This is a genomic window from Rhizobium sp. R634, from assembly GCF_002211305.1.
Classification (GTDB): Bacteria; Pseudomonadota; Alphaproteobacteria; order Rhizobiales; family Rhizobiaceae; genus Rhizobium.
On the sequence record NZ_LOKW01000027.1, the window covers coordinates 99,317 to 123,987 of the forward strand.

The 24,671-nt window shown below is 62.9% G+C and carries 28 protein-coding genes; 17 read left to right on the forward strand and 11 right to left on the reverse strand.

All coding sequences use genetic code 11. From position 1 onward, the window contains the following. Positions 1-136: 136 nt before the first annotated feature. Positions 137-892 (forward strand): histidine utilization repressor, encoded by a 756-nt coding sequence (gene hutC, locus ATY77_RS27985; RefSeq protein WP_088689756.1) that lies wholly within the window; start codon positions 137-139, stop codon positions 890-892. Positions 893-918: 26 nt separating this feature from the next. Here hutC (ATY77_RS27985) and hutC (ATY77_RS27990) read toward each other — a convergent pair whose 3' ends face one another. Both hutC (ATY77_RS27990) and ATY77_RS27995 read right to left on the reverse strand, forming a co-directional pair. Further along, positions 919-1,641 (reverse strand): histidine utilization repressor, encoded by a 723-nt coding sequence (hutC, locus tag ATY77_RS27990; protein ID WP_088674722.1) that lies wholly within the window; start codon positions 1,639-1,641, stop codon positions 919-921. A 60-nt stretch (positions 1,642-1,701) separates the two neighbouring features. Then, entirely contained in the window at positions 1,702-3,048 is a 1,347-nt protein-coding gene (locus tag ATY77_RS27995; RefSeq protein ID WP_088689757.1) for a formimidoylglutamate deiminase, read from the reverse strand. A 123-nt stretch (positions 3,049-3,171) separates the two neighbouring features. Here ATY77_RS27995 and hutI point away from each other — a divergent pair, with 123 nt between their 5' ends. The 6 genes from hutI to ATY77_RS28030 all read left to right on the forward strand — a co-directional run bounded on the left by hutI (position 3,172) and on the right by ATY77_RS28030 (position 10,055). Further along, positions 3,172-4,434 (forward strand): imidazolonepropionase, encoded by a 1,263-nt coding sequence (hutI, locus tag ATY77_RS28000; RefSeq protein ID WP_088689758.1) that lies wholly within the window; start codon positions 3,172-3,174, stop codon positions 4,432-4,434. Next, complete coding sequence (gene hutH / locus ATY77_RS28005; protein ID WP_088689759.1) at positions 4,431-5,966, forward strand: histidine ammonia-lyase; 1,536 nt, start codon at positions 4,431-4,433, stop codon at positions 5,964-5,966. Before hutI ends, hutH begins: the two co-directional genes overlap by 4 nt. A 202-nt stretch (positions 5,967-6,168) precedes the next feature. Beyond that, positions 6,169-6,972 (forward strand): N-formylglutamate deformylase, encoded by an 804-nt coding sequence (gene hutG, locus ATY77_RS28015; RefSeq protein ID WP_088689760.1) that lies wholly within the window; start codon positions 6,169-6,171, stop codon positions 6,970-6,972. Positions 6,973-6,996: 24 nt separating this feature from the next. Continuing rightward, positions 6,997-8,670, forward strand: a complete 1,674-nt coding sequence (gene hutU, locus ATY77_RS28020) for a urocanate hydratase (RefSeq protein WP_088689761.1) — start codon at positions 6,997-6,999, stop codon at positions 8,668-8,670. 4 nt (positions 8,671-8,674) lie between these two features. After that, complete coding sequence (locus ATY77_RS28025) at positions 8,675-9,250, forward strand: HutD family protein (RefSeq protein ID WP_088689762.1); 576 nt, start codon at positions 8,675-8,677, stop codon at positions 9,248-9,250. Between the two features lie 175 nt (positions 9,251-9,425). Beyond that, positions 9,426-10,055 carry a J domain-containing protein gene (locus ATY77_RS28030; RefSeq protein WP_088674729.1) on the forward strand — a complete coding sequence of 210 codons (630 nt, stop codon included), beginning with the start codon at positions 9,426-9,428 and terminating at the stop codon, positions 10,053-10,055. 12 nt (positions 10,056-10,067) lie between these two features. Here ATY77_RS28030 and ATY77_RS28035 read toward each other — a convergent pair whose 3' ends face one another. Together ATY77_RS28035 and ATY77_RS28040 are read right to left on the reverse strand one after the other, a co-directional pair. After that, positions 10,068-10,769: a DUF899 family protein gene (locus ATY77_RS28035; RefSeq protein ID WP_088689763.1), complete on the reverse strand. Its 702-nt coding sequence runs from the start codon at positions 10,767-10,769 to the stop codon at positions 10,068-10,070. Positions 10,770-11,289: 520 nt separating this feature from the next. Continuing rightward, entirely contained in the window at positions 11,290-11,472 is a 183-nt protein-coding gene (locus tag ATY77_RS28040) for a hypothetical protein (RefSeq protein WP_088689764.1), read from the reverse strand. A 69-nt stretch (positions 11,473-11,541) separates the two neighbouring features. On the opposite strand from ATY77_RS28040, the gene ATY77_RS28045 reads away from it, so the two are divergent. Then, the gene (locus ATY77_RS28045; protein ID WP_088689978.1) at positions 11,542-12,183 is read left to right on the forward strand and encodes an alpha/beta family hydrolase; all 642 of its coding nucleotides are present in this window, start codon (positions 11,542-11,544) and stop codon (positions 12,181-12,183) included. Between the two features lie 16 nt (positions 12,184-12,199). Here the strand turns inward: ATY77_RS28045 and ATY77_RS28050 are convergent, their stop codons facing one another. The 3 genes from ATY77_RS28050 to pcaQ all read right to left on the reverse strand — a co-directional run bounded on the left by ATY77_RS28050 (position 12,200) and on the right by pcaQ (position 14,440). Next, complete coding sequence (locus ATY77_RS28050; protein WP_088689765.1) at positions 12,200-12,871, reverse strand: RES family NAD+ phosphorylase; 672 nt, start codon at positions 12,869-12,871, stop codon at positions 12,200-12,202. Further along, positions 12,868-13,392 (reverse strand): MbcA/ParS/Xre antitoxin family protein, encoded by a 525-nt coding sequence (locus ATY77_RS28055; RefSeq protein ID WP_088689766.1) that lies wholly within the window; start codon positions 13,390-13,392, stop codon positions 12,868-12,870. Before ATY77_RS28055 ends, ATY77_RS28050 begins: the two co-directional genes overlap by 4 nt. A 121-nt stretch (positions 13,393-13,513) precedes the next feature. Further along, complete coding sequence (gene pcaQ / locus ATY77_RS28060; protein WP_088689767.1) at positions 13,514-14,440, reverse strand: pca operon transcription factor PcaQ; 927 nt, start codon at positions 14,438-14,440, stop codon at positions 13,514-13,516. A 333-nt stretch (positions 14,441-14,773) separates the two neighbouring features. On the opposite strand from pcaQ, the gene pcaD reads away from it, so the two are divergent. The 5 genes from pcaD to ATY77_RS28085 all read left to right on the forward strand — a co-directional run bounded on the left by pcaD (position 14,774) and on the right by ATY77_RS28085 (position 18,600). Next, a complete protein-coding gene (gene pcaD, locus ATY77_RS28065) occupies positions 14,774-15,583 on the forward strand; it encodes a 3-oxoadipate enol-lactonase (RefSeq protein WP_088689768.1) in 810 nt (269 codons plus the stop codon). Further along, positions 15,580-15,984, forward strand: a complete 405-nt coding sequence (pcaC, locus tag ATY77_RS28070; RefSeq protein WP_088676240.1) for a 4-carboxymuconolactone decarboxylase — start codon at positions 15,580-15,582, stop codon at positions 15,982-15,984. The genes pcaD and pcaC overlap by 4 nt, the downstream gene beginning before the upstream one ends. A 9-nt stretch (positions 15,985-15,993) precedes the next feature. Beyond that, positions 15,994-16,743 (forward strand): protocatechuate 3,4-dioxygenase subunit beta, encoded by a 750-nt coding sequence (pcaH, locus tag ATY77_RS28075; RefSeq protein ID WP_088689769.1) that lies wholly within the window; start codon positions 15,994-15,996, stop codon positions 16,741-16,743. 2 nt (positions 16,744-16,745) lie between these two features. After that, positions 16,746-17,357: a protocatechuate 3,4-dioxygenase subunit alpha gene (pcaG, locus tag ATY77_RS28080; protein ID WP_088689770.1), complete on the forward strand. Its 612-nt coding sequence runs from the start codon at positions 16,746-16,748 to the stop codon at positions 17,355-17,357. A 196-nt stretch (positions 17,358-17,553) separates the two neighbouring features. After that, on the forward strand, positions 17,554-18,600 hold the full coding sequence (locus ATY77_RS28085) for a 3-carboxy-cis,cis-muconate cycloisomerase (protein ID WP_088689979.1): 1,047 nt from the start codon (positions 17,554-17,556) through the stop codon (positions 18,598-18,600). Here the strand turns inward: ATY77_RS28085 and ATY77_RS28090 are convergent. Both ATY77_RS28090 and ATY77_RS28095 read right to left on the reverse strand, forming a co-directional pair. Beyond that, on the reverse strand, positions 18,597-18,920 hold the full coding sequence (locus ATY77_RS28090; RefSeq protein ID WP_088689771.1) for a DNA-binding transcriptional regulator: 324 nt from the start codon (positions 18,918-18,920) through the stop codon (positions 18,597-18,599). The genes ATY77_RS28085 and ATY77_RS28090 overlap by 4 nt on opposite strands. Beyond that, complete coding sequence (locus tag ATY77_RS28095; RefSeq protein ID WP_088689772.1) at positions 18,904-19,269, reverse strand: type II toxin-antitoxin system RelE/ParE family toxin; 366 nt, start codon at positions 19,267-19,269, stop codon at positions 18,904-18,906. The genes ATY77_RS28090 and ATY77_RS28095 overlap by 17 nt, the downstream gene beginning before the upstream one ends. A 62-nt stretch (positions 19,270-19,331) precedes the next feature. Between ATY77_RS28095 and ATY77_RS28100 the strand changes: the two genes are divergently transcribed. The 4 genes from ATY77_RS28100 to ATY77_RS28115 all read left to right on the forward strand — a co-directional run bounded on the left by ATY77_RS28100 (position 19,332) and on the right by ATY77_RS28115 (position 22,661). Next, positions 19,332-20,099, forward strand: coding sequence for an SDR family oxidoreductase (locus ATY77_RS28100; RefSeq protein ID WP_088689773.1), 768 nt, complete (start codon positions 19,332-19,334; stop codon positions 20,097-20,099). A 301-nt stretch (positions 20,100-20,400) separates the two neighbouring features. Continuing rightward, positions 20,401-21,231 (forward strand): MBL fold metallo-hydrolase, encoded by an 831-nt coding sequence (locus tag ATY77_RS28105; RefSeq protein WP_088689774.1) that lies wholly within the window; start codon positions 20,401-20,403, stop codon positions 21,229-21,231. Positions 21,232-21,356: 125 nt separating this feature from the next. Then, complete coding sequence (locus ATY77_RS28110) at positions 21,357-21,731, forward strand: GFA family protein (RefSeq protein WP_088689775.1); 375 nt, start codon at positions 21,357-21,359, stop codon at positions 21,729-21,731. A gap of 60 nt (positions 21,732-21,791) precedes the next feature. Next, the gene (locus ATY77_RS28115) at positions 21,792-22,661 is read left to right on the forward strand and encodes an alpha/beta hydrolase (protein ID WP_088689776.1); all 870 of its coding nucleotides are present in this window, start codon (positions 21,792-21,794) and stop codon (positions 22,659-22,661) included. 3 nt (positions 22,662-22,664) lie between these two features. Here the strand turns inward: ATY77_RS28115 and ATY77_RS28120 are convergent, their stop codons facing one another. Both ATY77_RS28120 and ATY77_RS28125 read right to left on the reverse strand, forming a co-directional pair. Continuing rightward, a complete protein-coding gene (locus ATY77_RS28120) occupies positions 22,665-23,423 on the reverse strand; it encodes a polysaccharide deacetylase family protein (RefSeq protein WP_088689777.1) in 759 nt (252 codons plus the stop codon). Next, complete coding sequence (locus ATY77_RS28125) at positions 23,423-24,511, reverse strand: glycosyltransferase family 4 protein (RefSeq protein WP_088689778.1); 1,089 nt, start codon at positions 24,509-24,511, stop codon at positions 23,423-23,425. Before ATY77_RS28125 ends, ATY77_RS28120 begins: the two co-directional genes overlap by 1 nt. Positions 24,512-24,671: the final 160 nt, after the last annotated feature.

A 24,671-nucleotide genomic window follows, 5' to 3' on the forward strand; every position in this document is an offset into this window, starting at 1 on the left:
GCTTGCCCTCTCAGCCCTATTTATGTCTCAAGGATCGATTGGGAGGTTGTATATGGTACCATATGAGATATTTTGTGATATGCAAGAGGAAAGTCGGTTTATGTGGCGAATTCCATTCGTGCAAAAGGAATAGGCAATGAAGCGTTCCGGGGAGATGAAGCGCGAGCTGGCGGGAAATGACAGCACGCCCCTTTATGCCGGCGTCAAACAGGTGATCCTCGATCGCATCCATAGCGGCGAATGGCCGCCGAAATATCGGGTGCCGTCGGAAAACGAGCTGGTGGTCGAGCTCGGCGTCAGCAAGATGACCGCCAACCGGGCGCTGCGCGAACTCGCCAATGAAGGCGAACTCGTCCGCATCCAGGGCGTCGGCTCCTTTGTTGCCGAGCGCAAGGGCTATTCGGCACTGTTCGAAGTGCGCAACATTGCCGAGGAAATCGCCGAGCGCGGCCATGAACACCAGGCGTCGGTTGTCGTTCTGGCCCGGGAAACAGCCTCTCCCGAAGTGGCGGACGCGCTGGAGCTTCCCATCGGCGCGGCGGTTTTTCACTCACTGATCGTGCACAGCGAAAACGGCGTCCCGGTGCAGATCGAGGACCGGTTCGTCCATCCGGAGGCCGCACCCGAATATCTCGATCAGGATTTCACGACGCTGACACCGAACGCCTATCTGACCGCCGCCGCCCCGCTCAGCGGCTCCGAGCACGTGGTCGAGGCGGCGATGCCGCAGGCCTGGGAATGCAAGCTGCTGACCATCCTGAAGACCGAGCCGTGCCTGACGATCCGCCGGCGCACATGGTCCGCAAAACAGGTGGTATCAACCGCTCGCCTCGTCTATCCCGGCTATCGCTATCGGCTGGAAGCGCGCAGCGGCAAGATGTTCGAAGAGTAAAACACCGGATATCTTGTATATGGAACCTACTGCGACGCCGGCGTGAAACGCGCCACCAGCGCGTGACGGTCGCCGGGATAGGTAAAGCGTACATGTGTCACCGGCCCGGCGCCGCTCCAGGTCCGGCGTTCGACGACGAGGCAGGCGGTGTTTCGCGGGATGTCGAGAGCCGTGGCGAGCTCGGCGCTCGCGGATATGGCATGGATCCGGTGCTCGGCCGCACTCCACGGCACCTGATTGAGCAGCCAGGGGCCTGGCGCCACCGTCAGGAAATCGGCATCGGCGGCTTCCGGCACGGTTTCGAGGCTGATCAGCCGCTCCTCCAGACAGAAGGGCCGCGCGCCGGCATTGTGGATGCATATCACCTCGACCACCGAAGAGGCGGCCGGCAGTTCCAGCCGGCGGCTGTCTTCCGCCTTGGCCTTGCGGCTCACCTTCTTCGAAACCGCATAGGAATAGGGCAGGTTCAGCGATTGCACCTCGGCCTTGATGTCGTGGATTTCGAGAATCGCCGACTGCGCCTGCGGCTGGGTGACGAAGCTGCCGGATTTCTTGCGGCGCTCGATGAGGCCGGCCTTGGCGAGCTGGGTTAGAACCTTGTTCACCGTCATGCGCGAGACGTCATACTGCGTGGCGAGATCGACCTCGAAGGGAATGCGATGCCCCGGCGGCCATTCGCCCGAGACGATACGGCCCTCGATCTCGCCCAGGATGCGCTGGTGCAAGGTGGGATCCTTGCTTTGGTTCATCGCCACGTTCCGATTGGTCCCCCGATCTAAATCCAATACCCGGCTGTGAAAAGCTCTTTTTCAGGCAGCCAGCAATTCGCCCATCGCGGCAAGGAAACGGCGGTCGATCGCCTCGCGCTTGAGATGACGCCCGCCCGCCACCTGCTTGCGGCCGCGTGTCCAGACGCAATCGACCGAAACGCCGCCGGCAAACAGCCAGTGATCGAGGATCTGATCGCCGGAGAGATAGGGAACGGCCGAAATATCGAGCGAAACGAGATCGGCGTGATGGCCTTCGGCGAGACCGGCCGGGGCCTTGAGCGCCGCGCCGCCGCCGGCAAGCGCCTCTGTGAACAGACGAAGCGCCGTCGAGCCGCCGGGGGCTGCGATGACGTTGCGGGCGCGCAACGCCAGGCGCTGCGAATATTCGAGTTGGCGCAGTTCCTCCGGCACCGAGATCAGCACGTTGGAATCCGAACCGATGCCGTAACGTCCGCCTTCTTCGAGGAAAAGCGGCGCGGCAAAGGCCCCGTCGCCGAGATTGGCTTCGGTGATCGGGCAGAGCCCGGCAATCGCGCCGCTCTTCGCCATCCGCCGCGTCTCGTCTTCGGTCATATGGGTCGCATGGATCAGGCACCAGCGCTCATCCACAGGCATGTGATCGAGCAGCCATTCCACCGGCCGCGCGTCGGACCAGGCAACGCAGTCCTCGACCTCCTTCACCTGCTCGGCGACATGGATGTGGATCGGACCGTCGCCGGCCATCGGCACGAGCTTTGCCAACTCCTCGGGTGTCGTGGCGCGCAGGCTGTGCGGCGCGAGCCCGAGTTCGGCGCCGTCGAGCCGGCCGGTCACCGCCCGGCATCCCTCCATCAGCCTTTCGAAGCTTTCGAGCGAATTGATGAAGCGCCGCTGGCCGTCGATCGGCGCTGCGCCGCCGAAGCCGGAATGGGCATAGAAGACCGGCAGTAGGGTCAGGCCGATGCCGGTCTCTTCGCTTGCAGCGCCGATGCGCTCGGCAAGCTCGGCAATATTGGCGTAGGCCGTGCCGTCCTTGTCATGATGGAGATAGTGGAACTCCCCGACGCGCGAAAATCCGGTCTCCAGCATTTCCGCATAGAGCTTGGCGGCAACCGCCTCGACATGCTCCGGCGTCATCGCCAGGGCGAACTTGTACATGACGGTGCGCCAGCTCCAGAAGCTGTCGTTTGCCGGGCCGCGCACTTCGGCAAGACCGGCCATCGCCCGCTGGAAGGCATGGCTGTGCAGATTGCCCATGGCAGGAACGATCAGAGCGTGGCGTTCGTCGCCGGCCTCCGGAGAAACGCCCGCTTCGATCCGTGCGATCCGCCCGGCTTCGAGCGTCAGCCGCACATTCTTCTGCCAGCCTTGCGGTGTCAGCGCCGTGCCTGCGTGAAGTGTGGTCATGACCTTCCTTTCCTCCTGCCCGCGCCCGCCGATCTTTCTTTTCCAGAAGAGCGCGCAAAATTTCTCTTGTCACCTGCTTATTATGTATATACATGTTTTGGCATAAGGAAAGGCGCAAAGCTGATGACCGGGAACAATTTTTCTGAACGTACCCCATCCGCCGACGTCAGGCCGGTGCTCTGGCGCAATGCGCGCCTGGCGACGCTCGCGCCTGACAAAGCAGGGCTCGGCATCGTTGAAAAGGGCGCCTTGCTCACCGAAAACGGCCGTATCGCCTTTGCCGGCGCCGAAAGCGAGCTGCCGGCATCGGCCATCGAGCACTCCGAGATCGTCGATCTCGAATGCCGCTGGGTGACGCCTGGCCTCGTCGACTGCCACACCCATATCGTTCACGGCGGCAATCGCGCCCGCGAGTTCGAGATGCGCCTGGAGGGCGCGACCTATGAGGAGATCGCGCGCGCCGGCGGCGGCATCGTCTCCTCGGTCAAGGCGACCAATGCGCTGTCGGTCGAAGAACTCGTCGCCGAGGCCCTGCTGCGGCTCGACACTTTGCTTGCCGAAGGCGTGACCACGATCGAGATCAAATCCGGCTATGGGCTGAGCAGGCTCGGCGAAGTGAAGATGCTGCAAGGCGCCCGCCTTCTTGGCCACATCAGGCCCATCCGGGTCGCCACCAGCTATCTCGGCGCCCACGCGACGCCGGCGGAGTACAAGGGCCGCAACGGCGACTATCTCGACGATGTCGTGCTGCCCGGCCTTGATGACGTGCATAATCTCGGCCTGGCCGATGCCGTCGACGGCTTCTGTGAAGGCATCGCCTTTTCCACGACCGAGATCGCCCGCGTCTTCGACAAGGCGAAGGCGCTTGGCCTGCCGGTCAAGCTGCATGCCGAGCAGCTCTCCAATCTCGGCGGCGCCAAACTCGCAGCCAGCTATGGTGCGCTGTCGGCCGACCATCTGGAATATCTCGACGCGGACGGCGTTACCGCGATGGCCGCTGCCGGCACCGTCGCCGTGCTGCTGCCCGGCGCCTTCTACGCCATCCATGAGAAGCAGAAACCGCCGGTGGAGGCGCTGCGCCGGGCCGGCGTGCCGATCGCGATTGCCACCGATTGCAATCCGGGCACCTCGCCGCTGACCTCGATGCTGCTCACCATGAACATGTCGGCGACGCTGTTCGGCCTCACCGTCGAGGAATGTATCGCCGGCGCCACCCGCGAAGGTGCGCGCGCGCTCGGCCTCATCGGCGAGACCGGAACGCTCGAAGCCGGCAAGTCTGCCGACCTTGCCGTCTGGGATGTCGAGAGCCTCGCCGAGCTCGTCTACCGCATCGGCTTCAACCCACTTCATGCACGCGTCTTCAAGGGCGAAAGGAACGGCCGATGACCATTACGCTCCACCCGGGCTCTGTCTCGCTTAAGGACCTGGAAATCATCTATTGGACCGGCGAGCCGGCAAGGCTCGATCCCGCCTTCGATGCCGGCATCGCCAAGGCCGCCGCCCGCATCGCCGAGATCGCCGCCGGCAACGCGCCGGTCTATGGCATCAACACCGGCTTCGGCAAACTCGCCTCGATCAAGATCGACAGCGCCGATGTCGCCACGCTGCAGCGCAATCTCATCCTGTCGCATTGCTGCGGCGTCGGCGCGCCGTTGCCGGAAAATATCGTGCGGCTGATCATGGCGCTGAAGCTGGTTTCGCTCGGCCGCGGCGCCTCCGGCGTGCGGCTGGAGCTGGTGCGGCTGATCGAAGGCATGCTTGAGAAAGGCGTCATCCCGCTGATTCCGGAAAAGGGCTCGGTCGGCGCCTCCGGCGATCTTGCGCCCCTCGCCCATCTGGCGGCGGTGATGATGGGCGAGGCCGAAGCCTTCTTCGCCGGCGAACGTCTTTCCGGCGCCGAGGCCCTCGCAAGGGCCGGGCTGAAGCCCGTCGCGCTCGCCGCCAAGGAGGGCCTGGCGCTGATCAACGGCACGCAGACCTCGACGGCGCTGGCGCTTGCCGGCCTCTTCCGCGCCCACCGCGCCGCTCAGTCGGCGCTGATCACCGGCGCCATGTCGACCGACGCGGCGATGGGCTCCTCGGCGCCCTTCCACGCCGATATCCATACACTGCGTGGCCATAAGGGACAGATCGATACCGCAGCCGCGCTTCGCGCCCTGCTCGAAAACTCCATCATTCGCCAGAGCCATATCGAGGGCGACGAGCGCGTGCAGGATCCCTATTGCATCCGCTGCCAGCCGCAGGTCGACGGCGCCTGCCTCGACCTCTTGCGTTCGGTCGCCCGCACGCTGGAAATCGAGGCCAATGCGGTCACCGACAATCCGCTGGTTCTGTCGGACAATTCGGTCGTCTCGGGCGGCAATTTCCACGCCGAACCCGTCGCCTTCGCCGCCGACCAGATCGCGCTTGCCATCTGCGAGATCGGCGCGATCTCACAGCGCCGCATCGCGCTGCTGGTCGATCCGACGCTGTCCTACGGCCTGCCGGCCTTCCTCGCCAAGAAGCCCGGCCTGAACTCCGGCCTGATGATCGCTGAAGTCACCTCGGCGGCGCTGATGTCTGAGAACAAGCAGATGTCGCACCCGGCCTCGGTCGATTCGACGCCGACCTCGGCCAATCAGGAAGACCATGTCTCGATGGCCTGCCACGGCGCCCGCCGCCTTCTGCAGATGACCGAAAACCTGTTTTCCATCATCGGCATCGAGGCGCTGACCGCAGCCCAGGGCGTCGAACTGCGCGCGCCGTTGTCGACGAGCCCGGAGCTCTTGAAGGCGATCGCCGCGATCCGCAGCAAGGTTCCGAGCCTCGACATCGACCGCTACATGGCAAACGACCTCGCCGCCGCCGCCGAGCTGGTGGCAACGGGCGCGCTGAACGCCTCGGTTTCATCTGGCATCTTGCCGGTTCTGGAGGGTTGATCGTGATGTTTGTGCACTTGGTACCCCCCTCTGCCCTGCCGGGCATCTCCCCCACAAGGGGGGAGATCGACTCGCGGGTGGAATCTCCCCAAACAATCGATGCTGGAACGAGCGGGACCGCCCAGCTGATCTCCCCCCTTGTGGGGGAGATGTCCGGCAGGACAGAGGGGGGTAATGCCCGAGACGCCGGAGCTCTTTGCTTATGACCGAACCATACGAAATCCATCGGAGCACCTCCCCTGTCATCCTCGCCTTCCCCCACACCGGCACCGACGTCCCGCCGGCGATTTACGATCGCCTCAACGACAACGGCCGGATCCTCGCCGATACCGACTGGCACATCCACGAGCTCTATGACGGGCTGCTCGATGACGCGACGACCGTGCGCGCCACCTTCCACCGCTACGTGATCGACGCCAATCGCGATCCCGCCGGCGTCAGCCTCTATCCCGGCCAGAACACCACCGGTCTCGTCCCGGAAACGGACTTCGACGGCAAGGCGATCTGGAAGGATGGGCAGGCGCCCGACGAGCCCGATATCGCGGCGCGGCTCAGGGATTTTCATGCGCCCTATCATGCGGCTCTTGCCGCCGAGATCGAGCGCGTCAGAGCAATCCACGGCGTGGCCGTCCTCTATGATTGCCACTCGATCCGCTCGCATATTCCCTTCCTCTTCGAAGGCAAGCTGCCGGATTTCAACATCGGCACCGATATGAGCAAGACCTGCGACGGCGCCATCGAGCAGGCGACGCTCACCGTCGTCGAAGCCGCGCAAGGCTATGACAGCGTGCTCAACGGCCGCTTCAAGGGCGGCTGGACGACCCGCCATTACGGCAGGCCGGAGATCGGCGTGCATGCGATCCAGATGGAGCTCGCGCAATCGACCCATCTGCAAAGCGAGGTGCCGCCCTTTGCCTATGACGCCGCCAAGGCCGACAGGCTTCGCATCCATCTCAAAGACATTCTGGTGCGCATCGAGCAGATCGCACCCGGCCTGAAACGATAACGATCACACGACAGGGGAACCGCCATGAGCAATCCACGCCATAACATCCGCGAAATCCGCGCGCCCCGCGGCAACGAGCTCAATGCCAAGAGCTGGATGACCGAAGCGCCGCTGCGCATGCTGATGAACAATCTCGACCCTGATGTCGCGGAAAATCCGAACGAGCTCGTCGTTTACGGCGGCATCGGCCGCGCCGCCCGCACCTGGGAGGATTTCGACCGCATCGTAGCGACGCTGAAGACGCTGACGGAAGAAGAAACGCTGCTGGTGCAGTCCGGCAAGCCGGTCGGCGTTTTTCGTACCCACAAGGATGCGCCGCGTGTGCTGATCGCCAATTCCAACCTCGTGCCGCATTGGGCGACCTGGGACCATTTCAACGAGCTGGATAAGAAGGGTCTTGCCATGTACGGCCAGATGACGGCCGGCTCGTGGATCTATATCGGCACGCAGGGCATCGTGCAGGGCACTTACGAGACCTTCGTCGAGGCCGGACGCCAGCATTACGGCGGCAATCTCAAGGGCAAGTGGATTTTGACCGGCGGTCTCGGCGGCATGGGTGGCGCTCAGCCGCTCGCCGCCGTCATGGCCGGCGCCTGCTGCCTCGCCGTCGAATGCAATCCCGATTCGATCGATTTCCGCCTGCGCACCCGCTATCTCGACGCCAAGGCCGAAACGCTCGACGAAGCGCTCGAGATGATCGACCGCTGGACCAAATCAGGCGAAGCCAAATCCGTCGGCCTGCTCGGCAATGCCGCCGAAATCCTGCCGGAAATGGTCCGTCGCGGCATCCGCCCCGACATGGTCACCGACCAGACCTCGGCCCACGACCCGATCAACGGCTACCTGCCGAAGGGCTGGACGATGGCCGAATGGAAGGCCAAGCGCGAAAGCGATCCGAAGGCGGTGGAAAAAGCGGCGCGCGCCTCGATGCGCGAGCATGTCGAAGCGATGATCGCCTTCTGGAACGCCGGCATTCCGACCCTCGACTACGGCAACAACATCCGCCAGGTCGCCAAGGAAGAAGGCTTGGAAAACGCCTTCGCCTTCCCCGGCTTCGTGCCGGCCTATATAAGACCGCTGTTCTGCCGCGGCATCGGCCCCTTCCGCTGGGCCGCCCTGTCAGGCGACCCGGAGGATATCTACAAGACCGATGCCAAGGTGAGGGAACTGACCCCCGGCAATACCCACCTGCACAACTGGCTCGACATGGCGAGAGAACGCATCGCCTTCCAGGGCCTGCCGGCGCGCATCTGCTGGGTCGGCCTCGGCGATCGTCACCGCCTGGCTCTCGCCTTCAATGAAATGGTCAGGAATGGCGAGCTTTCCGCTCCGATCGTCATCGGCCGCGATCATCTCGATTCGGGTTCCGTCGCTTCGCCGAACCGCGAAACGGAAGCGATGAAGGACGGCTCGGACGCCGTCTCCGACTGGCCGCTTCTGAACGCCCTGCTCAACACCGCCTCGGGCGCCACCTGGGTATCGCTGCATCATGGCGGCGGCGTCGGCATGGGCTTCTCCCAGCATTCGGGCGTCGTCATCTGCGCCGATGGCACCGACGATGCGGCAAAGCGCCTCGAGCGGGTGCTCTGGAACGACCCGGCCACCGGCGTCATGCGCCACGCCGATGCCGGCTACGACATCGCCCTCGACTGCGCGAGGGAAAAGGGCCTGCGCCTGCCGGGCATCCTCAGGAACTGAGCCCATGCGGATCCTGCACGCCAGCGATCATAAGCGGATGCCGTGGAAAAACGGCGGCGGCGAAACGGTGGAGATCGCCGTTTCGCCCGAAGAGGCCGGCCTTGCCGGCTTCGACTGGCGCGTCAGCATGGCGACGGTTGCGACGGACGGACCGTTTTCGATCTTTCCCAGCATCGACCGCACGCTTGTGATTCTCGACGGCAACGGCATGGCGCTCGACATCGAAGGCCGCGCACCGGTGCTGCTGACGGTGGCGAGCGATCCCCTGGCCTTCCCGGCGGATGTTCCGGTCGCAGCCAGGCTTCAGGACGGCGCGATCACCGATCTCAACGTCATGACGCGCCGCCAAGGGCTCGCCCATACGCTCAGCCGGATCGAACTCGATGGCAGCAGCAGCATGCTGCTTCCAGCGCCGACATGCCTGTTGCTCTGCCACAGCGGCGTATTGTCATTCCGGCGCGGCGACGAGACCGGCGCGCTGGCAGCCGGCGATGCGTTGCTGATAGAGAATGCGGCCGGAGCCGAACTTGAAATCGACGGCGATGCAAAATGTTATCTCGTATCGATCACCGCCGGCTGACATTCCTGTAACATATTGAAATTAAAAATGAATATGCGCCGGCCGCGGCCTCTCGCGCCGATCATTTTCATATCGGGCCATGGACGGCATTCCCGCTTTCGGTCTAAACTTTGCCTTTGTGATGCAAAAGAAGACCTAGACTGCCCGCAACTTCAGGGGCAGCAGGGGAGAAGGCGTGACGGACCCATACGAAATTCTCGGCGTTGACCGCGATGCGGACGAGGCAAAGCTGAAGGCCGCCTATCGGCGCCTCGCCAAGGTCGCCCACCCCGATTCGGGCGGCGATACGGACGCCTTCGACAATCTGCAGAAAGCCTATGCGCTGCTTCTCGATCCCGTCCGCCGCAAGGTTTACGACGATACCGGCTACGACGTTGAATTCGCCGATGCGGCCGAGCTGCAGGCGCTTGTCATGATCGAGAAGCTCGTCACCGATGCGGTGCTCGACGAGCGGGCGCCGGGAAGCTTCGATCCCGTCGCGGTCATGCAGGACAGCCTCTCGGAGGAATTGCGCAAGGCGCGTTTCAGCAAGAGCGAACTGGAGCGTCACGCCTCGCGAATCGGGCTGCATCTGGAACGACTCGAAAAACAGTCCGGCCGCGATGTGCTCGCTCACATGTTCCGCGCCCGCATCGAAGCGATCGGCAAGGCGGTCGCGGAAACCGAGGCGAAGATCAAGGCAGCGGAACGCGCCGCCGATATGCTCGCCGGCTATGTCTATGACATCGATGCGCCGCCGCTGCCGGAGGCTTCGGTGACCAATCTCGAATGGATCGAGACCTCCAGAAACCGCTCGACCGGCTGACGGCCCACGGCCTCAATAGGATAGCTTCGGGTACCAGTCCGGCGCCCGGCCTTCCGGCGTCGCATCGAGCACGGTCCAGAGCGGCATCAGATCGGGCGCGCCGCGCGGATCCTCGCCGGGATCGGCCGTCGCCTCGCCCATCTCCTCGCTCCAGAAATGACGGATGGTGCCGTCGCGCCGCGTGAAGATGTTGAAGGCGGCGCCGTCGCTGCCGTCCCTGCCGATCGCGTGATAATCGCGGCTGTATTCATCGGTCATGTCCGAATAAAGCGGCAGGTGATGCCATCCGCGCTCCTTCTTGAAGGCAAGCAGCCTTTCGATCGGCGAGCGGGCGACGACGGCAAACGCCACGCGCTGCTGCATATCGGGCACTTCACCATCCCAGGCCGAGAGCAACGAGGTGCACATCGGGCATGGGCGCTCGCGTTCACGCCCGTACATGTAACTGTAAACGACAAGCGTGTCCTTGTCGGCGAAGAGCTCGCTGAAGGATACCGGGCCATTGCTGCCTTCGAAGCGGTAGTCTTTCTTCACCTCGCCGCCCGGCGGCAGGGCCCGGCGCTGTCTTGCCACGCGCTCGATGTGCCGGCGCAATTCGATCTCTTCGGCGAGCAGCGCATCGCGGGCGCTGCGATAGGCCTCGCTCTCATTGGGGAACCGAACGCCGTTCTTCGCCGCGAGCACTGCGGCGGGTACCAGATGCTGATTATCCATGACGATATCCTCCTTCTGTTGCCAGACGTGCTGAAACCACAAGGAATTCGGCACATCATTGGAATGACGAACGACAGATGCGAAAATCGACAATAGGGCGCGAAAAATCCGCTTAGAAAAGGATGATTTTAGGCCCGGTCGGCCTAAAATCTGAATCCTGTTCTAAATTAAAGAGTTAGAGCAGATGTCGTCCGAAAACCGCTCACACTTTTCGGCATCATGCTCTAGGCAGAGCCAAAAGCAAAAAGGGCGCTCGACCCTTGCGGGGAGCGCCCTTATCCTGTCGGACGGCGAACGGTTCGACGACGTCGATACCCCACGCATCCGTTTTTCAGGCAGGGCCGCTATATGTACCTTTTACCGCAGGGTTTCAAGGGGCGTCCTGCACCCTAGAACAGGATGATTTTAGGCCCGGCTGGTCTAAAATCTGAATCCTGTTCTAAATTATAGAGTTAGAGCATGATGTCGTCCGAAAACCGCCTACACTTTTCGGCATTATGCTCTAGTTTACGACCGGCCGTTAAAAGGCAACGCCGGTGACGGGATTGACCACCGGCCGCTCACTTTTGTCCTTGACGCCGCCCGGCTGGACGACCGGTGTTGCCACGGATTCTTCGTCAGCCGGCTCCGGCTTTTCGGGAATGGACCTGACATCGCGGGGGCGGCGCTGTTCGGGCTTTACGTTTGCATCATTCGTCGGCATGGTCCGTCTCCTTTCAAGGAAGAAGTCACGACCACCGACATGGTTCCGGTGACGGGATAGAGGATGCCGATGATGGACAGGTTTCTGCTGCAGGGGCCGTCGGATGCGCGCTTCACGATCCTTCTCGCGCATGGCGCCGGCGCGCCGATGGATTCTGCATCGATGACCTCCGCGGCGGAGGCGCTTGCCGGCGCCGGCTTCCGCGTCGCCCGCTTCGAATTTTCCTATATGGCCGCCCGCCGCACCTCGGATGACCGCAAGCCGCCGCCGCGCGCCGAAACGCTCAATCCCGAATATGAAGCAGCCATTGCCGAGCTTGGCGCCGGCGGCCCGCTGATCATCGGCGGCAAGTCGATGGGCGGCAGGGTCGCCAGCATGATCGCCGACGATCTGTATGGCAGGGGAAAGATCGCCGGCCTGCTCTGCCTCGGCTACCCCTTTCATCCGCCCGGCCAGCCGGAGAAGCTGCGCACCGCCCATCTCGAGGGGCTGGCGACGCCCGCGCTGATCTGCCAGGGAACACGCGACGAATTCGGCACGCGGGACGAGGTGCCGGGCTACGATCTTTCCGACAAGATCGAGATCCTCTGGCTCGAAGACGGCGACCATGACCTCAAGCCGCGCAAGAAGATCTCCGGCTTCTCCAGCGCCGATCACCTCGCCACGATGGCGAAGGCGGTAAGGGCATGGGCCGACCGCCTGCCGGTTTGAGAACCGGATTGCATCGTCAGGCCGCGAGTTTCCTGACATCGATGCGGCGGTCGGTGGCGGAAACGGTGATTTCGAAATGATCGGCCTGCACGACGTCCCAAATGTTGCGCGGCCGGTGCGCGACGATATTCACCCCGCCTCTGAGCCGGACGCTGTCATAGAGGATGCCGGCGCCGCCTTTCGAACGCACCTGCTCGCCGAACACCTGCGACGCGGCGTAGCTGGTGCCGTCATAGATCTCGGGCCGCAGCGCCTGTTCTCTGCGAATATCGAGGTAGTCGCCATGCAGAGTGGCCGCGTAGCATCTGTAGGTGCGGGCCATCGTGGAAACCCCGCGCGCGACAGCCTCGCGCCGGAGATGGTGGCCGACCTCGGCGGCGGCTGTCTTCAGATTGTCGGCTGCATACCAGGCGCCGAGATCGGGGCCGTTGAAGCGCATTCCACCGGGCGCGACATGCAGGAACGACGCCATCACGATACTGGCGTTCGGCATGCCATAGACCCACTCGTCTTGTGGAAGCCGCTGGATGCGATCGGCGACGAGGCGGTCGTTGGTCCAGCCGACAAGATCCATCACGGCATCGAGATCGGCCGCCCGCGTCACCGTGTCGAAAAGACCGATCGGCGGAAATTGCGACGGGATCAGCCGGTAGGACGGACGCGGCGCCTGGGCAAAACGGTCACTCACCGGAGCACGATGTCCGCGGCTTCGTAGGGCGTGAATGCTTCATCCAGCGCGTTCGGCTGCATATAAACACCGCCGCGAGCACCATCGAGAAATCGCCGCACGGTCATCAATCCGTCCTGGGTGCCGTTCGTCACTACATAAAGCGGCGGCTGCCCGCCGAAAATAGGGGCCTGATGCGGCATGCGCAGCCAGGCAACGCCGGCGCGTTCGTCGGCAAAAAGCACCCCCAGCGCTTGATGAATGCCGAGCACGGCCGAGATCCGGGTCAGCGTATCGACATCCAGCGTGAAAGCGCCGTGCTCGCGCGCCTGCTTGGCCCAATTATGGTAGGTCGAGCGGGATGGATAACCGAGCACGAGCAGACGCTGCTCTTCGGTAAGGCCCCAGAGATCGGCGATCGCCAGAAAGGTCCGCAGTGCCGGCGCGCTCAGCCTTTTTCGGTTTGCCGGGGCGAAGCGCCCGGTATCCAGCCGCTGCGGCCCTTGGCCGTCCGCTTGCTCAGACTGTCTGGCATGCTGCATGAAAGCCTCCTGTCTTGAAATAGATTTAGTCCAAATCTGGGCATTCATCAAGCAAATTTAAAGCGTCGCCCGCCGAGAAAATATCCTGCGGACAGTAGGCCGCACAACCGCATCGTCCCGATCACGGTTTACCGGAAATTTCCCCCGCCGCTTCCCGGATCGTCTGCATCAGGATCGATTGCGGCAGCGACGGCACCGCATCGGCCCGCATCGTCAATCCGACGGGTCCTTTGGTCTCGCCGGTATCGACCGGCAGAAGTGCCAGCAGTCCGTCGGCGACATCGTCGGCAACCACGCCATTGGAAATGATCCAAATCGCGTCGCTTGCCCTGAGAAACGCGCGGCCGAAGGAATCCGAAACCGTCTCGATCTGGTTCGGCAGGCTGGAAACGCCGTTGGCGATGAGGAAATTCTCGACCACCGGCCGAATGATCGACCCTCGCGTCGGCATCAGCACGGTGTAATTGGCAAAACCGGCGAATGGCGATTGCCTGCCGTCGAGCAGCGGGTGGCCGGCCCGCACGACAAACACCACCTGTTCGGAATAGAGATGCTCGAAGGAAAAGCCGGCCATCTTCTCGGCGCCCGCCAGGCGGCCGACGACAATGTCGAGATCTCCGACGCGAAGCTGCTCCAAAAGAACGGCATTCTCGCCGGTAACGATCTTCACCCGGCTCAAGGCCCCTTCCTTGAGGAAGAGTTCCATCGCCCGCGGCATGATGCGTGAGGAGACCGTCGGCAATGCACCGATGCGGATAGGCGGCGCATCGGCGAACTGCTCCTGCGACACGGAATCGAGACCCTGTCGCAGCGCCGTCAGCGCCGCCCCGGCATGGCGCAGGAAGATCTCGCCGTAGCGGGTGATCTTGATGCCGCGGCCGTCGCGCTCGAACACACCGACGCCAAGCACCTGCTCCAGCTCGCGGATGGTTTTCGTCACCGCCGGCTGGCTGACATGCAGCAGCTCGGCCGCCTTCATCACGCTCTTCTGCCGCGCCACCTCGACAAAGGTCTGCAGATGGCGAAACTTGACGCGGCTATCGATCATCGCTCGCATAACTCCAGGGTTATCGAAAAGCCATTAAATATCATTTTACTTAACCGGATCAACCGGTCAGTTTTGTTGTTAGGAGTAGGTGCCGTTGGATGGGCTTTGTATGCTGGGACGAGTTTGGTGAAGAGCCTCCCCACTCTCCGTCATCCTCGGGCTTGACCCGAGGATCCATGCCCCGGCTGCTTATGGGTGCCGCTTGGATGCTCGGGTCAAGCCCGAGCATGACGGAGAATGGGGGACGACAGAGCCGTTCGCGGCGTTGTCGCACTTCGCCGGGAAACCAAACATGCCGGCCACTCGGCCGAGCTAGCTTGATGAGGACGTGAAGTGCAATTCGCCCGCATAAACGACGTAACAATCCACTATCAGGTCATCGGCGCGCCCGCCGACAGGCCGGTGATCGTCTTTATCAATTCGCTCGGAACGGATTTCCGCATCTGGCGCGATGTCGTGGTGCGGCTTGCCGGCGACTTCGCCATCGTGCTCTACGACAAGCGCGGCCACGGTCTTTCCGATGTCGGCCAGGTCCCTGCGTCGATCGAGGACCACGCGACCGACCTTGCCGGCCTGCTCGATCTGCTGTCGGTGAAGGATGCCGTCATCTGTGGCCTCTCCGTCGGCGGCCTCATCGCCCAATCGCTCTACCAGCGCCGGCCGGATCTCGTCCGCGCGCTGATCCTCAGCGACACCGCCCATAAGATCGGCACGGCAGAAAGCTGGAATGCCCGCATTACGGCGGTCGAGAAGAACGGCATCGGCAGCATCGTCGATGCCGTGATGGAGCGCTGGTTCACGCCCGCCTTCCGCCGGCCGGAGAACACCGCCTATTCAGGTTACTGCAACATGCTGACGCGCCAGCCGGTCGAGGGCTACGCCGCCGCCTGTGCTGCGATCCGCGATTTCGATTTCACCGAAGCGGCCAAAACGATCTCTGTCCCGACGATCTGCATCGTCGGCGATCAGGACGGCTCCACCCCGCCCGACCTCGTGCTCTCGACCGCAAAGCTCATTTCCGGCGCCCGTTACGAAGTCATCCCAGATTGCGCGCACATTCCCTGCGTCGAGCAGCCAGAGGCGCTGACGGCGATCATCCGCGCCTTCCTCACATCCCTTCCGCCTGGAGAAACCAACCGATGAACGAGACCGCGTCCTCCTCCGAGCGCTATCGGCAGGGCATGGCCACCCGCCGCGCCGTGCTCGGCGACGCCCATGTCGACCGCTCCTCAGCCGCTGCGACCGAGTTCGACCGCCCCTTCCAGGAACTGATCACCGAAGCCGCCTGGGGCCATGTCTGGTCGCGCCCTGCCCTGACGAAGCGCGAGCGCTCGATCGTCACGATCGCCCTGCTTGCCGCTCTCGGCCAGGACGACGAGGTCGCCATGCATGTGCGCGCCACCGCCAACACCGGCGCATCGCGGGAAGACATCTGCGAGGCGCTGCTGCATGTCGCGATCTATGCCGGGGTTCCCGCCGCCAACCACGCGATCAAGATCGCCAAGCAGGCCTTTGAACAAATGGACGCCGAAAAGGCGGCCTGAGGGGGAAACATGTCCGAACTATTCAACCGCAAGCCCGAGACCGGCGCCTTCTTTGCCCGGGACCGCGCCTGGCATCCCCCCGCGTTCACCCCCGGCTACAAGACCTCGGTGCTGCGCTCGCCGCAGCGCGCGCTGCTCTCGCTCGATGGCTCGATCTCCGAAATCACAGGCCCGGTCTTCGGCCATTCGATGATCGGCGAGCTCGACAACGACCTGATCCTGAATTACGCGCGCCCCGGCGAAAGCGCCATCGGCGAGCGCATCATCGTCCATGGCCGCGTGCTCGACGAGCGCGCCAAGCCGGTGGCCGGCGCGCTGGTCGAATTCTGGCAGGCCAATGCCGGCGGGCGCTATCGCCACAAGAAGGAAACCTATCTCGCGGCGATCGACCCGAATTTCGGCGGCTGCGGCCGCGCCATCACCGATGAGGAAGGCCGCTATCATTTCCGCACCATCCGCCCCGGCGCCTATCCCTGGCCGAACGGCGTCAACGACTGGCGCCCCGCGCATATCCATTTCTCGATCTTCGGCCATGGCTTTGCCCAGCGGCTGATCACCCAGATGTATTTCGAAGGCGATCCGATGATCTGGAAATGTCCGATCGTCGGCACGATCCCCGACAAGGCGGCGATCGAGCAGCTGATCGCGCCGCTCGACTGGGGCAACACGATCCCAATGGATTCGCGTGCCTATAAATTCGATATCGTGCTCCGCGGCCGCCGCTCGACGATGTTCGAAAACAGACTGGAGGGCAATTGACCATGCAAGAGCTCGGCTACCTCAAGGAAACCCCGTCGCAGACGGCAGGCCCCTACGTCCATATCGGCCTGACGCCCAATTTCTGCGACATAACAGGCGTCTACGACAGCGATCTCGGCACGGCGATGCTCAACGACAAGACGCTCGGCGAACGCATCACCATCACCGGACGGATCTTCGACGGCGCCGGCGCACCGGTGCGCGACGCCGTCGTCGAGATCTGGCAGGCCGACAGCGCCGGTCTCTACAACAGCCCGTCGGAAATGCGTGGCGCCGCCGACCCGAATTTTTCAGGCTGGGGCCGCTGCCCGACCCGCGCCGAGGACGGCGTCTATAGCTTCGAGACCATCAAGCCAGGCCGGGTCCCTTTCAAGGACGGCCGCAGACAAGCCCCGCACATCAGCTTCTTGATCGTCGCCCGCGGCATCAATATCGGCCTGCACACGCGCATGTATTTCGCGGAGGAAGCGGAAGCCAATGCCGCCGATCCGCTACTGTCGCGCATCGAACATCGCGAGCGCGTCTCAACCATGATCGCCACCCGCGACGGCGCGACCTGCCATTTCGATGTCCATCTGCAGGGGCCGAAAGAGACTGTGTTTCTGGATATCTGAGGGGCGCAACCAGCTTGTTCCCAAGGCTCTTGCGCAAATAGCCCCCTCACCCTACCCTCTCCCCGAGGGGAGAGGGGAACAGTGCCATACGAGATCGCCAGCTCATAAAGCGTCGAGGGCCGCCCCAAGTCCCTTCTCCCCTCGGGGAGAAGGTGGCGGCGGCCGGATGAGGGGGCGCAGTCACAAAGAGCAGACCATGAACACATCGCCCTTCGACCACCCTTTCCTCTCCGGCCTTCTCGGCGACGATGAAATCGCGCCCTACTTCTCGGCCGAAGCCGATATTCGCGCCATGCTCTCCTTCGAAGCCGCGCTCGCCCGGGCCGAAGCCGCACACGGCCTCATTCCCGGCGAAGCCGCAAGGAAGATTGCCGAAGCCTGCGCCGGTTTTTCTCCGGATCTCGTCAGCCTTCGCTCGGCAACGGCGAAAGACGGTGTCGTCGTGCCCGACCTCGTCAAACAGCTTCGCGCTGAAGTCGGCGAGGAAGCGGCCAAAAGCCTTCATCTCGGCGCCACCAGCCAGGATGTCATCGACACCAGCCTGATGATCCGCTTGAAGGCCGTTACCTTCCTGTTTGCCGGCCGGATTTCCGCGATCCTCACTGGGCTCGACGCGCTCGAGCGCCGGTTCGGCGGCAACCGGCTGATGGGCCATACCCGCATGCAGGCGGCCATTCCGATCACTGTCTCCGACCGTCTCCATGCCTGGCGCGCGCCGCTGACGACCTATCGCGACCGGCTGACTGAGCAGAGTTTTCCCGTCCAGTTCGGCGGTGCCGCCGGCACTTTGGACAAACTCGGGCCGCAGGCCGCCGCCATCCGCGCCTCTCTAGCCCAGGAACTCGGCCTCACTGATCAGCCGCAATGGCAGAGCGGGCGTCTGCCGATCGCCGACATCGCTGGCCTCTTCTCCTCGATCTCGGGCAGCCTCGGCAAGATGGGACAGGATATCGCTATGCTCGCCCAGGCCGGCGGCGAGATCGAAATCTCAGGCGGCGGCGCCTCCTCGGCCATGGCCCACAAGCAGAACCCAGTTTCCGCCGAAGTCCTGGTCTCGCTCGCCCGCTTCAACGCCACGGCGCTGTCCGGCATCCACCAGTCCCTCGTCCACGAACAGGAACGCTCGGGCGCCGCCTGGACGCTCGAATGGCTCCTCCTGCCACAAATGGCGATGGCAACCGGCGCGAGCCTGCGGCTGGCAAAGGAGCTGACGACAAATATCAAGCGGCTTGGAACCGCCTAGCTCAGAACCTGGAGCCCGTGCTTCTGCACGATCGAGAGCAATTTCAGCGCAATTCCGCTGGGCCGCTTGGCGCCGCTTTCCCACTTCTGGACGGTGGATTCGCTGGTATTGAGATAGCGGGCGAAAACGGGTTGGCTGACATGATTGCTTTCCCGCAACGCCTTGATTTCTGCGGGATCGAGAGCGCCCGGCGAAGCGAGGCAGCTTTCATCGAAGGAGCGCATCGTTTCCTTGTCGATCGCTCCTATTTTATGGAGAGCCTCCGCGGACATGTGAATCGCTTCGAACGCATCGCTCTTGTACTTAAGACTTTTTGCCATGTTCGATCTCCACAAAATGACCGATATCGATCAACTCCTGAAGCTGGTTATCGGAAAGACCAGCATATGATTTGGTAAGTCTGCGAAACTTCACAAGTTCGTCGTCTTCAATGTTGGCCCTATCCTTTTTGGCGAATAAATACTCGTAAACCCAAAATCGGCCAGCTTTCGCCAAGATGATCGACCGATGCTGGTTGTCGTTCAATCGCTTCTTGAATACGCCCCCGCCTAGATCATCGGCCTTGCCTTCCGCAACCTGCCTGATAGCTTTCAATAATTCGGAATCGGATATCCGCGCTTTGCGAGCCGCCTTGGTAAACCAACCGGTTTTGAATATCCGCTCCGCCATGACTCTAAGTAGCACCAGGTGCTATGTTTTTCAAGCTGATGTCCCAAGATGAGAACAGTCCCTTGACCTTTCCCCTTTTCGATCTTTCCGGCCGTCGCGCTCTCGTCACCGGCTCCAGCCAGGGTATCGGCCATGCGCTAGCGCTCGGGCTTGCCGAGCACGGCGCCTCCGTCATCATCAACGGACGCAATGCGCAGAAGGCGGAAGCCGCCGCCGAGAATATTCGCAGTCATAACCGCCATGCCGTCAGCGCCGCCTTCGACGTCACCGATGCCGAGGCGAGCCGCAGCGCCATCGCTTATATCGAGGCGGAAATCGGCCCGATCGACATCCTCATCAACAATGCCGGCATGCAGTTCCGGACACCCCTGGAATCCTTCCCCGTCAACAAATGGGACGAAATCTTTAAGACGAACGTCTCCAGCCTGTTCTATGTCAGCCAGCCGGTCGCCCAGGCGATGATATCGCGCGGCCGCGGCAAGATCATCAATATCGCCTCCGTTCAGGCCGAGCTCGCCCGTCCCGGCATCGCGCCTTATACCGCCACCAAAGGCGCGGTGAAGAACCTGACGCGCGGCATGGCGACCGACTGGGCGAAATACGGCCTGCAGGTCAATGCCATCGCGCCCGGCTATTTCAGGACGCCGCTCAACCAGGCGCTGGTCGACGATCCGAAATTCTCCGCCTGGCTGGAAACCCGCACGCCCGCCGGCCGCTGGGGCGAAGTAAAGGAGCTTGTCGGTGCGGCCGTCTTCCTCGCCTCAGACGCCTCTTCCTTCGTCAATGGCCATATGCTGATGGTCGACGGCGGGATTACCGCTTCGCTTTAGGCTCGTCGGCAAGGATATGGCGGTGCGGCAGGGGGCGATTTGCTTTTTCAATCGCGCACAACCATCTAATAGGCATGATAACGGGAAAATGTCCCCGCCTGCAGACGCCCATTTACGGAAAACCAACCATACTGGGTTGCTTTCCGAGGCGAAAGCCGATTGCTTAGGAAAATGTACTTCTTCTTCCGCTAGCGGTTAGGAGAATGAAAGGGGACGCAGGCAAACCCGTGGAATTCTGCTGCTTCGCATCGGGAACAACTATGGTTACGATGGCGACGCGGGAAGGCCGGTTTGAAGAACGATGACGACAGAACTGTTTCAAGTTAAATTTTGGGGCGTGCGCGGCAGTATTCCCGTGTCAGGTCCCGAGTTCGACCGCTACGGCGGTAACACATCCTGCATTGAGGTCCGCTGCGGAAAGCACCGGCTGATCTTCGACGCCGGCTCCGGCCTGCGCGAGGCGGGCCTGTCCTTGCTCGCCGATGGCGTCAGTGATGTCGATCTCTTCTTCAGCCATTGCCACTACGACCACATCATCGGCCTGCCCTTTTTCAAGGCGATCTACTATCCCTCGATCAACGTCAACATCTGGTCCGGCCATCTCGACGGCAAGATGAGCACGCGGGAAATGGTCGAGCAGTTCATCAGCCCGCCGTGGTTTCCCGTCAAGACCGACATCTGTCAGGCGACGATGAACTTCCGTGACTTCCATCCCGGCCAGACCCTCGCCCCGCACGAGGGCATCGAGATCAAGACTTTCATGCTCAACCATCCGGGCGGAGCCATCGGCTACCGTATCGAGTGGCAGGGCCGGTCGATCGCTCTCGTCTATGACATCGAACATATCCCGGGCAGCTACGATCCCGTTTCGCTGGAAATGATGCAGGGCGCCGATCTCGTCGTCTACGACTGCACCTACAATGAAGACGAGATGCAGCGCTTCAAGGGCTTCGGCCATTCGACCTGGCAGCACGGCACCGAGCTCGCCAAGATGGCGGGCGCCAAGCGCTTCGCGCTGTTCCACCACGCCCCTTCCCGCACGGACGAACAGTTGGCCCAGATGGAAGCACAGGCGCAGGCCGCCTTCCCGGAAGCCTTTGCCGCGCGCGACAATCAGACCGTGGTGATCTAGCAGGCGGCCGCAGGCCGCCTTCACCGTGTTGATGCCGTGAAGCCCACCTGTGCCGTCGCGACGGAACCGATGCCGGGCCAGACCGTTCTCCCGTCAGCGCGAAATCAACAAAACAGGGATCGGTTATGGCCGTGCTTTCCGGAAAGTGTCTTTGCGGGCAGGTGCACGTTTCTGTTCGGGGCGAACCATTGCGCGTCGGAATCTGCCATTGCACGGATTGCAGGAAGGAAAGCGGCTCGGCCTTTACCTTCTATGGCGTTTGGCCCGCCGGCCGATTTGAACATTCCGGGGAAACCGGCGAATTCCAGGGAAGACGTTTCTGTCCCCGCTGCGGTTCGCGCCTGTTTTCCGCCGATGATAAGGAAGCGGAAATCAAGCTTGGCATGCTTTCGCAGGCCCCGACCCCTCTTGTTCCCTGCTACGAACTCTGGATCAAACGCCGCGAACCATGGCTGCGGCCGGTGGAAGGCGCCGCGCAATTTGAAGAGGACCGGAGGTAGGCCTTCGCCTCATAGGCCTGTCCGAGGAAACCGAAATAACCGCTGAAGAGGAGATTCCCGATGGACACTCTCGTCCAGCATCGCCGGATCACCGTCACAGGCATCGAGACCTTCTATCGCGAGGCCGGGCGGCAAGATGCCCCAGTCTTGCTGCTGCCGCACGGATACCCCTGCTCGTCCTACGAATTCCGCAACCTCATGCCGCGCCTTGCCGACCGCTGGCGTCTGATTGCACCGGATTTCCCGGGCGCAGGTTATAGCGGTACGCCTGATGACTTCGACTACAGTTTCGATGGTTATGCCGCCTGGCTGGAAGCCTTTGTCGACGCGTTGAAAGTCGATCGCTTCGTCCTCTACCTCCACGATTTCGGCTCGCCTATCGGCGCCCGGCTGGCGATCAGGGCGCCTCAGCGGATCGCCGCCCTCATCATCCAGAACGGCGATATTCCCTATGAGGATGCGCTTGGACCGAAATATGCGGATATCGAAGCGACGTGGACGCTTCCGCGGCCGGAAATGAGGAAAGCGCTGGCGGAAGCGGTCAATGAGGAGGCCTTCAAAGAGGAGTTCCTCAACGACCTACCGCCCGCGCTTGCAAACAGGATCCCGCCGGACCTCTGGAAGCTGCATTGGTCGCTGGTCACGCCCCGGCGCAAGGAAATCGCCGTAGACCTCATTGCCGGGTTGAAGGAGAACCGGGCCTGGTTTCCGGAACACCGGAAATACCTCAGGGAATACCGGCCTCCCACCTTGATCGTTTGGGGTCCCAACGACCACTACATGCCGGAAAAGTCGGCGCGGGCCTATCTGCGCGATCTCCCGGACGCCGAGCTCCATCTGCTCGGCGGCGGGCACTGGCTGCTCGAAACCCATCTCGATGAAGTCGTGGCGCTCATCCGGGAGTTCCTTGGGCGCGTTCACTCCGCCTAATCGCTACATCTCGAGCGGCCTTAGAAGTTCGCTTGCCGATGACCACAGGACGGCCGGATGGCGGCCTGTCGTCGCGAACAAGGCCGACAGGAAATTCCACGCAGCCGCATCATGCACCAGATGATGGGCGAGTAGGCCGACAGGTTCGTCATTGCCGGCAAATCGGTCGTGAAGCTCCGCCACCAGCTCCGCCACCAGCTCCTCTTCGCTCCGTCCGCCGCGGGTGCCGTGCCAGTCGATGATATCGACATGGGTGTTGAGGAGCGGCATCAGGCTATACCGCCTCGCCCGGCCATAGACGGAAAGCGCTGCAAATCCGAGCCCCGGCAGCGCCGGGACGAGTGCGGCGTCGATCCGGTTCCACGGCGGCACCAGCATCGCCAGGAAGCGGGCCGGATGCAGCCGCTCCAAGAGATGAAGCCCATCACGCAGCTCGCCGAGCACGACGCCCGCCGGCCGGTCGTTTCCGAGTTCCTGCTTTTTTCGTTCCGGCCCGGCATGATTCGTATGCGACCAGCCATGAACTGCAACGGTGACGCCGGTCTCCTCCGCCAGGCGCTTAGCCAGGGCCTGACCGGTCCGTCCGGGGATGACGGCGAGCGTCAGCGGAACTTGGCTCTCGCCAGTCACCGACATCAGCGTCTCCAGCGCCTGCGTCGGCTCGACAGCATCGTCGTCCCGCAGCCAGAACCGTGCCATCCGGCCGGCGGCCTGCCAGCGATCGAGCTCACGGCGCAGCGGGTCCCAAACCCCATCGGTCATCACGTCACTCCTGTTCCCACATGATCCCGCAAAATTCCGTTCAACGCCCGCGCCGCCATCGCGAGCGAGCGCTCCTCAAGCACGAAGCGCCGAGCTGCCTGCCCCATGGCGTCGCGCCTTTCACTGTCGTCGAGCAGGGCCGTCACGGCACCAGCATAGGCGGCGATATCGCCGTCAGGCGTCAGCAGCCCCGTCACACCGGCTTCGACCACTGCCGGCACTCCCGCCGTTTTTTGCGCCACGACGGGCAGCCCAACGGCCTGGGCCTCGAGATAGGCAAGACCGTAGGCCTCGCCGCAGCCGGGCCAGACATAGATACCGCCCTCTCCGAGCAGCGCGGCGATTTCGGCGGCATTGCGCTCGCCCAGCCATTCGATCCGGCCGGAAAGGTCGGCAAACAGCGCCTGCACCTGCGGCCGCATCGGCCCATCGCCGATGACGGCAAGAGTCCAGGGCCGGTCTTCGGCCAGCCGGAGCGCCTTTGCAAGCATCGCGTAGCTATCCAGCTTGTCACCGGCCCGCATCATCGCCACCGTCATCAGCCGGCGTGGATCGGGCTTCGGCGATACCATGTCGAAGAGCGCGGTATCGATGAACGGTTTCAGCTCAGCGAGCTTCGCCCCCGAAAAGGCCGCTTCAAGCCCGGCCCGGTCGCGGTCCGTGAAGCTGATATTGACCGCCGCCTGCATGATCGCCTCCCCGACAAGCTTCTGCCGGGCAGCCCAGCCCGTCCGGTTGCGTTTTACCGCATAGGAGGCTTCGGCCGTGACATAGGAAATGGCGAATTCGGCGCAAATTGCAGGCCCGAAGGGGTCGGGTGATTTGTAGTAGGGATGGTAGCAGAACCACAGTTCGGGTCGCGGCTCGGACTTCCATTTCAGCCGCAGCCGCTCGCGTTCGCCATCGATGGCGGGTTCGAGTTCCGCCGCCGCCTCCGGTGTCGCGGCATAGGTGCGGAATTCGGAAACGACCTCGACCTCATGGCCGGCAAGCTCCAGCGCCCGGATCAACAGCCGGGCCATCAGCCGGTCGCCCGACGGCACCGGATGGTTCGGCGATTTCATCGGCGCATAGAAAGCCACCCGCATTCGTACCTCTCACAGAAGACACACTGTTTCCAAGTTGGCGCCGACGCCCGATCACGGATGATTTCCAGCCTGCCCACTCTGCGATCACATGTAATGAAATCAAAGCGATGGAGGTTCAGGCCGAGCGCACGCCAGCATAGTTGCAAACCACAGGCTTGCG

Excerpts from the sequence above, each read along its gene's own strand:
- hutC (WP_088689756.1), top strand. The coding sequence starts at position 137 with ATGAAGCGTTCCGGGGAGATGAAGCGCGAGCTGGCGGGAAATGACAGC.
- hutC (WP_088674722.1), bottom strand. The coding sequence starts at position 1,641 with ATGAACCAAAGCAAGGATCCCACCTTGCACCAGCGCATCCTGGGCGAG.
- ATY77_RS27995 (WP_088689757.1), bottom strand. The coding sequence starts at position 3,048 with ATGACCACACTTCACGCAGGCACGGCGCTGACACCGCAAGGCTGGCAG.
- hutI (WP_088689758.1), top strand. The coding sequence starts at position 3,172 with ATGACCGGGAACAATTTTTCTGAACGTACCCCATCCGCCGACGTCAGG.
- hutH (WP_088689759.1), top strand. The coding sequence starts at position 4,431 with ATGACCATTACGCTCCACCCGGGCTCTGTCTCGCTTAAGGACCTGGAA.
- hutG (WP_088689760.1), top strand. The coding sequence starts at position 6,169 with ATGACCGAACCATACGAAATCCATCGGAGCACCTCCCCTGTCATCCTC.
- hutU (WP_088689761.1), top strand. The coding sequence starts at position 6,997 with ATGAGCAATCCACGCCATAACATCCGCGAAATCCGCGCGCCCCGCGGC.
- ATY77_RS28025 (WP_088689762.1), top strand. The coding sequence starts at position 8,675 with ATGCGGATCCTGCACGCCAGCGATCATAAGCGGATGCCGTGGAAAAAC.
- ATY77_RS28035 (WP_088689763.1), bottom strand. The coding sequence starts at position 10,769 with ATGGATAATCAGCATCTGGTACCCGCCGCAGTGCTCGCGGCGAAGAAC.
- ATY77_RS28040 (WP_088689764.1), bottom strand. The coding sequence starts at position 11,472 with ATGCCGACGAATGATGCAAACGTAAAGCCCGAACAGCGCCGCCCCCGC.
- ATY77_RS28045 (WP_088689978.1), top strand. The coding sequence starts at position 11,542 with ATGATGGACAGGTTTCTGCTGCAGGGGCCGTCGGATGCGCGCTTCACG.
- ATY77_RS28055 (WP_088689766.1), bottom strand. The coding sequence starts at position 13,392 with ATGCAGCATGCCAGACAGTCTGAGCAAGCGGACGGCCAAGGGCCGCAG.
- pcaQ (WP_088689767.1), bottom strand. The coding sequence starts at position 14,440 with ATGATCGATAGCCGCGTCAAGTTTCGCCATCTGCAGACCTTTGTCGAG.
- pcaC (WP_088676240.1), top strand. The coding sequence starts at position 15,580 with ATGAACGAGACCGCGTCCTCCTCCGAGCGCTATCGGCAGGGCATGGCC.
- pcaH (WP_088689769.1), top strand. The coding sequence starts at position 15,994 with ATGTCCGAACTATTCAACCGCAAGCCCGAGACCGGCGCCTTCTTTGCC.
- pcaG (WP_088689770.1), top strand. The coding sequence starts at position 16,746 with ATGCAAGAGCTCGGCTACCTCAAGGAAACCCCGTCGCAGACGGCAGGC.
- ATY77_RS28085 (WP_088689979.1), top strand. The coding sequence starts at position 17,554 with ATGAACACATCGCCCTTCGACCACCCTTTCCTCTCCGGCCTTCTCGGC.
- ATY77_RS28090 (WP_088689771.1), bottom strand. The coding sequence starts at position 18,920 with ATGGCAAAAAGTCTTAAGTACAAGAGCGATGCGTTCGAAGCGATTCAC.
- ATY77_RS28095 (WP_088689772.1), bottom strand. The coding sequence starts at position 19,269 with ATGGCGGAGCGGATATTCAAAACCGGTTGGTTTACCAAGGCGGCTCGC.
- ATY77_RS28105 (WP_088689774.1), top strand. The coding sequence starts at position 20,401 with ATGACGACAGAACTGTTTCAAGTTAAATTTTGGGGCGTGCGCGGCAGT.
- ATY77_RS28110 (WP_088689775.1), top strand. The coding sequence starts at position 21,357 with ATGGCCGTGCTTTCCGGAAAGTGTCTTTGCGGGCAGGTGCACGTTTCT.
- ATY77_RS28115 (WP_088689776.1), top strand. The coding sequence starts at position 21,792 with ATGGACACTCTCGTCCAGCATCGCCGGATCACCGTCACAGGCATCGAG.
- ATY77_RS28120 (WP_088689777.1), bottom strand. The coding sequence starts at position 23,423 with ATGACCGATGGGGTTTGGGACCCGCTGCGCCGTGAGCTCGATCGCTGG.
- ATY77_RS28125 (WP_088689778.1), bottom strand. The coding sequence starts at position 24,511 with ATGCGGGTGGCTTTCTATGCGCCGATGAAATCGCCGAACCATCCGGTG.